Raw genomic sequence first — 7,414 nt, 5'->3', positions numbered from 1 at the left:
TGCAAGCTTAACCGCCTGTACTTTGTACTCGTGATCGTATTTACGTTGACTTCGTGCCATAGTTGGGCACCTCCTTATTCTCTTGATTATACTATGAAATCCTTGAGAATAGGCTGTCAACTTTATTTATACACCATCAGTGTCTTTGCGATGCCCTGAATCGTTGCGGCAACGAGTTTTTTGAACTGCGGTGCAACCATGTCAGCTGCCTCCTGAACTTCCGCATGGCACAGAGGCTGCGGGGAGATGCCGGCGGCAAGATTGGTAATGCAGGAAATACCGATGACGCGCATGCCCATATGGCGTGCAGCGATGGCTTCGCAGGCGGTGCTCATGCCGACCGCGTCTGCGCCGAGGGTGCGGCACATGGCGATTTCCTGCGGGGATTCGTACTGCGGGCCGGTGAGCTGCAGGTAAACGCCCTCCATCAGGTCGATATCAAGGCTGGCTGCGGCTTTCCGTGCAATTTTCTGGAACTCAGGGTCGTAGATCTGGCTCATATCCGGGAAACGGGTGCCGAGCTCGTCGATGTTCGGTCCGATAAGCGGAGATGGAACGAAGCAGGCGATCTGGCCGTTTAACAGCATCAGAGAGCCTGGTTTTGTGCCCTGTTTGATGCCGCCGGCGGCGTTCGTCAGGAACAGCGCTTTTGCACCCATCAGTTTCATGAGGCGGGTCGGGAGAACGACATCAGTCATCGGATAGCCTTCATAATAATGAACGCGGCCCTGCATGCAGACAACCGGCACATCGCCGACGCGGCCGAAGATAAAACGGCCCGCGTGGCCCGGAACGGTGGAAACTGGGAAGCCTTCGATATCGTGGTAATCGAGGGTTGCGGTAACGCGGATATCATTCGCAAAATCACCGAGGCCGGAACCGAGGATCAGTGCGACTTCCGGCTGGAAATCGATCTGGGAGCGGAAACTCTCGTAGCATTTCATCAGTTTTTCGTAAACAGGGTTTGGGGTGTTGCTCATAAGAAAAACCTCCTTAAATAGTATATTTTTCGGCATTGCTGCCTGCTTTTTCAGAGAAGAAAAGCCTGCCGCAGAGATGTGAGTCCCGGAGGCAGGCTTTTCTCAAGTTAGAAAAAAGATCATCTGGTAGTTCTATTGTAGTATAGAAAGTATGGAAAAGCAATCATTATCAGTCATCAAAAATGTTAAGATGCTGTTTCATGATATTTCCCAGCCATTCGATAACCGGACCTAAGGTGATAACCATCAGCACGGTGACAATGCCGAGCTTTCCGCCGAGCAGAACAGCGATTGCGGTGACAGCAAAGTCGTAGACGATGCGGATCACGCGGAAAGAAACGTTCGGCAGATGGGTGGAGATGATGAACGATACTGCGTCGTACGGTGCGGTTCCCATATCAACATCCATATAGAAGGATGCGGCGAGGATAAACAGGATCAGCGCCGGAATCAGCACAGCGATGCGGACACCCATCGAGGTAAAAAGATCCGGCGGAAGGATTTTCGCCCAGATCCAGGAGAAAAAGTCGATGGAATAGCCCACAAGGAACATGTTTGCGAGGGTTCCAAAGCCTAAATTTCTGCCGCCGAACACGATAACGAAGATGAGCAGGACGATATTGAAGAGCGCCTGCCAGTTTCCAATGCTGATGCCGAGGCGGGTGGAGATGGTTTGATTTAACAAGGTACACGGATCGGTGCCGAGATCGACGAGAAGCAGCCATGAGAGCGCAAAGCCCATCAGGATGACGGCGGCGATGACCAGAATCAGGCGGGTCCAGAAATGTTTCTTCTGGTAGAAGCCCTGGATGATTTCTTTCATAGTATGAGTTCCTCCCTGTAAAATAATACAAAATGTATTTTCATGTTTTCCGGGCGGATCTGCAGAATTTATTTCCTGCCTTGTTCGCCCTTTTTCCCAGAAAAATCTCCGCCGTTTTTTTACCCGGCGGAGATTTGCCTGTTTCTGTTATTTTAGTATATTTTTTTCAAAATGTAAACAGTTTTCTTTTATTTATGTTAACAAAATGTTTAATGATAAAATGAACTATAGTGAACGCAAAATAATAAAAAATAAGTTTTTCGAAAAATAATGTTCACATGAATATTAACAAAGTGAACACCAATATTAAGATGTGTTTGCACCATGCACTATGTTTCTGATTAAGACATACAGACAGGTACAGCAATCACGTGATTCGTATAAACGTATTATTCTACTGGTGAGAAGACGGCAGGAAATCTTGAAAACAATGTATAATTATACAGTTTACGAAACGAGTGATACATTCTTTCCGAAAACCTCTCGGTAAAGCTGTTCCCGATCAACGGTGATCAGGGATTCAATCTGCTGCTGGAGCTGTTCGCTGTCGAAGAGCTGTACGAGATCCGGATTGAACATACGGCCTGCGTTGCAGCGGAGATCGGCGAGCATATCGGCAAAATTTTTGCCGGAGCTGTAGGCGCGTCCGACGGAATCGGTTGCCGCATCGAGGCAGTCGGCGCAGGTGAGGATCTGATAGAGGATCGCGTTATCGTTGCCTTTATTTAAGCTCCATGAAGTATTACTTCAAGCCGATTCGTGAGCTGCCGACAGGAAGGGGCTTTGCAGACTTTGTTTATCTTCCGAAACCGGAATTTCGCAGGGATTACCCGGCACTTCTCATAGAACTGAAATGGAATCATTCTGCCTATACAGCGCTGAACCAGATCAAAGAGAAAAAGTATATTGCATCACTGGAAACGTATATGGCGTAAATGAATAAAAAGGCAAGGCAGCATATCACAGGAAATCCTGAGGCATGCTGCCTTATTTTGCCAGGCATATCAATAATTGGTTCAAAAAGGATACATTAGAATACCACTACCAGCAGCATCTTATACTGCTCTTTTCCATACACTGCATGCGGGTGTTTTGCCGGCATGACGATGGATTCGCCTTCGTGGAGTTCGTATTTTACGCCGTCGATGGTGATTTCACCGGTTCCGTCGAGGCAGGTGGCGAAAGCGTCGCCGCCGGATTCGTGGGTGCTGATTTCTTCGCCTTTGTCGAAGGCAAATAAGGTGATGCTGACTGCTTCATTTTGTACCAGTGTTTTGCTGACGATCTGGCCTTCCTGGTAGGAAACCTGATCTTTTAAGACCATAACCTGGGCTTTATCGATATTTTTCATGATGCTCATAGTTCATAAACTTCCCTGATAGAATGAGAACGTGTCTGAAAAGGATTTCCCAGGCACGTTCTAAAAATGTGTGATTAAGATGAGATGACTCATCGGTGTCGGGCGTGTATAGAAATGGAATCTGAGGTCCGTTTTTCTGATATGCCCAAATTCAAAGATATTTTTGTCTGAACATATACAGTATACGTGGAAAAATGAAAGAAAGCAAGGGCTTTCGATTATTTTCCGAAAAACAATTCCATATCGTTTTCAACGGTATCGATTCCGGCGATGCCGAAGTTTTCAACGAGAAGAGCTGCAACATTCGGGCTTAAAAATGCCGGGAGTGTCGGGCCGAGGTGGATGTTCTTGACACCGAGCGACAGCAGCGCCAGAAGAACGATGACGGCTTTCTGCTCATACCAGGAAATATTGTAGATGATCGGCAGATCGTTGATATCGTCGAGGCCGAAGACCTCCTTTAATTTCAGTGCAATCACGGCAAGAGAGTAGGAATCATTGCACTGGCCGGCATCGAGGACGCGCGGAATGCCGTTGATGTCGCCGAGGTTCAGCTTGTTGTATTTGTATTTTGCACAGCCGGCGGTCAGAATCACGGTGTCTTTCGGCAGTGCCTGTGCAAAATCAGAGTAATAGCTGCGGCTCTTTGCACGGCCGTCACATCCAGCCATGACAACGAATTTTTTGATCGCACCGGATTTCACGGCATCGACGATCTGGTCTGCCAGGGCAAGGACCTGTGCATGAGCGAAGCCTCCGACGATGGTTCCCTGCTCGAGTTCCGTCGGCGGTGCGCAGTGCTTTGCCTGTTCGATGAGCAAAGAGAAATCTTTTGTCTCACCGATGGCACCGTCGATGTGCGGGCAGCCCGGATAACGAACCGCTCCGGTTGTGTAAATACGGTTTTTGTAACTGTCCTTCGGCGGCACGATACAGTTCGTCGTCATCAGAATCGGGCCATTAAAAGATTCAAATTCTTCTTTCTGTTTCCACCAGGCGTTACCATAATTTCCCTTAAAATGTTCATATTTTTTGAACGCCGGATAGTAGTGCGCAGGCAGCATTTCGGAGTGCGTGTAAACATCGATGCCGGTGTTCGCGGTCTGCTCGAGCAGCATCTCGAGGTCGCGCAGATCGTGGCCGGAGACGAGAATACCCGGGCGGGTGCCGACACCGAGATCGACGGTGGTGATCTCCGGATTGCCGTAAGCGGAAGTATTGGCCTCATCGAGCAGTGCCATTCCCTGCACGCCGTAGGAGCCGGTCTCGAGTGCGAGTGCCGTCAGTTCCTCTGCGGAGAGGGAATCGTCGAGCGTTGCGGCGAGAGCACGCTGCAGGAAGGCATCGATTTCCTCGTTTTCTTTTAAGAGAACATTGGCATGGCTGGTGTACGCGGCAAGTCCTTTCAGACCGTAGGTGATGAGCTCGCGTAAAGAGCGGATGTCCTCATTTTCCGTGGAAAGTACGCCGACGGTAACTGCTTTTGCGGCAAACTCATCGGTTGTGCCATTCCAGAGTGCAGCCTCCGGCAGAGCGGAGCAGTCGGCAAGCTGAGCGAGAAGCGCTTTGGTCTCAAGCGTTGCCTCAATTCGTGCGCGGATCGTATCATCATCAAAGTTCACGTTTGTGATGGTCGTAAACAGATTTTCGGTGATGAGATGATTGACGCTGGCATCGACGGTTTTTCCTTCGCGGCGGAGCTGTGTCGTCACGGCGGAAAGTCCTTTCGTCGTCCAGATCAGCAGATCCTGCAGCGCCGCTGTCTCCGGGCGCTTTCCACAGACACCGGATTTTGTACAGCCGGAGCAGCCGGCAGTTTCCTGACACTGGTAGCAAAACATATTCTGTTCCATAAAAATAGTTCCTCCTGTAGGGTATTTCCGAGGGGTTAAGCGCAGAGGGAAAAACAGATCTGCGCGGAGTTTCATAATTTACACGTACAGAATATCGGATAGAACAGGAAAAGTATGTGGTTATAACCACGGAAATAGAGAAAAAGAAAGAAAAGTGGAAAAACAAATCACATAAAATTTACGCTGCGGTACCGCCTAGAGAGACGGATGACGCAGCGTAAATTTGTTTTTATGAAATTCGAGGATTTCCTCTTTCTGCATTTTTCCGAGTTCTTTGGAGAGGGCGCTCCGGTCGAGGTTCAGGTAGTCGGCGAGGCCCTGGCGGTCGAAGGGGATCGTAAAGGTGTCGGCGCCGGTTTTGGCAGACTGCGCGGAGAGGTAGACCAGCACGCGCTCGCGGATCGTCTTTGGTGTGGTGCAGAAAATGCGGTTGGAGAGGGTAAGATTTTTCTGCATGGAGATGCGGAGCATGTTACTGCGAAGCTGGGACTGCCATGCATCATCACCATCGGCGGTCTGGTCGAGGTTTCGAAGATTGAAAAAGAGAACCGTCGAGGCTTCGGCTGCCGTGACATTCACCATCATCGGCTCCCGACAGAAGGCATACGTCTCGGCAAATACCTGGCCGGGGGTGATCTTGCTTAAGATGCTGCGGTTGCCCCAGAGATCTGTATTCTCCACAAAGACGCTGCCGGACAGCACAATCCCCAGTTCGGACACGCGGTCACCCATGTGATAAATGGTCTGGTTTTTCTCAAACGAACACGTCCGCAGCCATCCGCTCGAAACAAGAGCCGCCCGCCCGGTTTCCGAGATTCCCTGAAAGAGCGGGAGAGAAAACACCTCGGCCGGAAAAACAGCATCAGCCAATGATTTCATACTGCAGCATCTCGTATTTCAAAATACTGCCCTCCATAATTTCCGGCGGCAGCAGCGCGCGGGCAACCAGCTTCGTTTCATTGTCCTCCGGTTCGATGTCATTGCGGCGTAAATGCGCGTAATCACCATCGATGGCGACTACTTCGTAGGTGCAGGATAACATAAGAAAACAACCTCCTTTTTCTTTCCATGATACCTATTATACCGTGTGCAGAAACGGATGTCGATGGAATTTTTAATGCCGGAAACAAAAGTCTATGCCATACTTACAGCAGGGTATGACAGAAAAGAAAGGATGGAAGGCAGGATCCTGGGGGAAGAAACATGAAAGAGAAAAAATATGTCAGCATCAAAGTTACCATTATCCGGATTCTGATTTTTGCGGGAATTCTGTTCAGTATTCTTCTTGGGGTCTTTATGGGTCAGCCCCCATAAACCCTCAAGATTGATATTGTACAAAACATTGTAAAATTTATTTGCGGATGACCGGACCATTTGTAATAAAAATTGTGGATGGAAAAAGCCCTTCCCGAGGCCGCATGTGCACCTGCAGCCGGAGAAGGGCAGAAAAATAGCCGGAACCGATGATCAGTCAGTTCCGACTATGTAAAAGGGCGGCTCACCGCCGCCCTCATTGTTAATATTCAGTGCTCAATAGAAAATCTGCAATGTGCATACTCTTGATTCCCTGGTAATTGCCTCCGGCAAATTCATCGGTTCTCAAAACGTACTTCGGATAGTTATCCCGAATTTCCAGCAGTCGTTCATATTCACGCTTTTCGGTCTTCTCAGATTTAATCTCCTGTGTGACCTGCACATACAACCGGTCATTCTGCTTCTGCGCCACAAAATCGACCTCACCATCCGGCGTTTTCCCGATCGTCATGGTATAGCCTCGTCTGCAAAGTTCCAGATACACCACATTTTCCAAGCTGGAAGCAACGCTGTCTGGTGTATAGCCCAGTACGCTGTAACGCAAAGCGGTATCGGCAAGATAAAACTTCTCCTGCGTTTTCAGAATCTCCTTTCCGCGCAGGTCGTAGCGAGAACAACGATGAAGGAGATATGCTCTCTGCAGCTTTTCGAGATAACTATACACCGTTTCATTGTCGATAGAACGATGCTCTGATTTCAGATAATCAGAAATTGATTTTGCCGAGAATGAATTTCCCACGTTCGCAAATGTGTACCGAACCACCCGTTCCAGCTGGTCGATCTTGCGAATCTGGTTTCTCTTTACGATATCCGAGAAAATCGTGGAATTATAGATATCCCGGACAATCGTATAAACCTCATCCTGTGAATACTCTCGCAGATGTGTTGCAGGGAAGCCTCCCAAGCGGATATAGTCTGCCAGTTCAGCATGGATATCCTTTATCTGTGTATACTGCTTTTTGAATTCCAGATATTCCTGAAAAGAAAGCGTATAGATACGGAAGGAAACATATCGTCCGGTCAGGTAAGTCGCTATTTCCGAAGACATCATTCTGGAATTGGAGCCTGTCACATAAAGGTCAAC

At 48.7% G+C, this 7,414-nt stretch carries 8 protein-coding genes and 1 pseudogene; 1 reads left to right on the top strand and 8 read right to left on the bottom strand.

Translation table 11 applies throughout. The annotated features are described in order from the left end of the window. Positions 1 to 122: 122 nt before the first annotated feature. From ACY2VT_RS13800 to ACY2VT_RS13790, 3 genes are all read right to left on the bottom strand, one after another. Positions 123 to 980, bottom strand: a complete 858-nt coding sequence (locus ACY2VT_RS13800; protein ID WP_461880274.1) for a purine-nucleoside phosphorylase — start codon at positions 978 to 980, stop codon at positions 123 to 125. Positions 981 to 1,149: 169 nt separating this feature from the next. Continuing rightward, positions 1,150 to 1,803 (bottom strand): YczE/YyaS/YitT family protein, encoded by a 654-nt coding sequence (locus ACY2VT_RS13795; protein ID WP_461874775.1) that lies wholly within the window; start codon positions 1,801 to 1,803, stop codon positions 1,150 to 1,152. A 447-nt stretch (positions 1,804 to 2,250) separates the two neighbouring features. Further along, entirely contained in the window at positions 2,251 to 2,415 is a 165-nt protein-coding gene (locus ACY2VT_RS13790) for a hypothetical protein (protein ID WP_461878316.1), read from the bottom strand. A gap of 110 nt (positions 2,416 to 2,525) precedes the next feature. Between ACY2VT_RS13790 and ACY2VT_RS13785 the strand changes: the two are divergent. After that, positions 2,526 to 2,729, top strand: a pseudogene (locus ACY2VT_RS13785) (AAA family ATPase); the annotation flags it as partial. 104 nt (positions 2,730 to 2,833) lie between these two features. Here the strand turns inward: ACY2VT_RS13785 and ACY2VT_RS13780 are convergent. The 5 genes from ACY2VT_RS13780 to ACY2VT_RS13760 all read right to left on the bottom strand — a co-directional run. Next, positions 2,834 to 3,163: a cupin domain-containing protein gene (locus ACY2VT_RS13780; RefSeq protein WP_461880273.1), complete on the bottom strand. Its 330-nt coding sequence runs from the start codon at positions 3,161 to 3,163 to the stop codon at positions 2,834 to 2,836. Positions 3,164 to 3,381: 218 nt separating this feature from the next. Then, positions 3,382 to 5,016, bottom strand: a complete 1,635-nt coding sequence (gene hcp / locus ACY2VT_RS13775; protein WP_461880272.1) for a hydroxylamine reductase — start codon at positions 5,014 to 5,016, stop codon at positions 3,382 to 3,384. A gap of 195 nt (positions 5,017 to 5,211) precedes the next feature. Next, positions 5,212 to 5,895: a Crp/Fnr family transcriptional regulator gene (locus ACY2VT_RS13770; RefSeq protein ID WP_461880271.1), complete on the bottom strand. Its 684-nt coding sequence runs from the start codon at positions 5,893 to 5,895 to the stop codon at positions 5,212 to 5,214. Then, positions 5,879 to 6,058: a hypothetical protein gene (locus ACY2VT_RS13765; protein ID WP_022462477.1), complete on the bottom strand. Its 180-nt coding sequence runs from the start codon at positions 6,056 to 6,058 to the stop codon at positions 5,879 to 5,881. The genes ACY2VT_RS13770 and ACY2VT_RS13765 overlap by 17 nt, the downstream gene beginning before the upstream one ends. Before the next feature lie 474 nt (positions 6,059 to 6,532). Then, positions 6,533 to 7,414 (bottom strand): ATP-binding protein (locus ACY2VT_RS13760; RefSeq protein ID WP_461880270.1); only part of this gene is annotated, 882 nt, incomplete at its 5' end.

It is taken from the genome of Fusicatenibacter sp. (assembly GCF_050872605.1).
In the GTDB taxonomy this organism is placed as follows: Bacteria; Bacillota; Clostridia; order Lachnospirales; family Lachnospiraceae; genus Fusicatenibacter.
The sequence above is the reverse complement of the archived record's forward strand: the minus strand, read 5'-3'. Positions and strand labels throughout refer to the sequence as shown.

Excerpts from the sequence above, each read along its gene's own strand:
- ACY2VT_RS13795 (WP_461874775.1), bottom strand. The coding sequence starts at position 1,803 with ATGAAAGAAATCATCCAGGGCTTCTACCAGAAGAAACATTTCTGGACC.
- ACY2VT_RS13780 (WP_461880273.1), bottom strand. The coding sequence starts at position 3,163 with ATGAGCATCATGAAAAATATCGATAAAGCCCAGGTTATGGTCTTAAAA.
- ACY2VT_RS13790 (WP_461878316.1), bottom strand. The coding sequence starts at position 2,415 with ATGCTCGCCGATCTCCGCTGCAACGCAGGCCGTATGTTCAATCCGGAT.
- ACY2VT_RS13765 (WP_022462477.1), bottom strand. The coding sequence starts at position 6,058 with ATGTTATCCTGCACCTACGAAGTAGTCGCCATCGATGGTGATTACGCG.
- hcp (WP_461880272.1), bottom strand. The coding sequence starts at position 5,016 with ATGGAACAGAATATGTTTTGCTACCAGTGTCAGGAAACTGCCGGCTGC.
- ACY2VT_RS13800 (WP_461880274.1), bottom strand. The coding sequence starts at position 980 with ATGAGCAACACCCCAAACCCTGTTTACGAAAAACTGATGAAATGCTAC.
- ACY2VT_RS13770 (WP_461880271.1), bottom strand. The coding sequence starts at position 5,895 with ATGAAATCATTGGCTGATGCTGTTTTTCCGGCCGAGGTGTTTTCTCTC.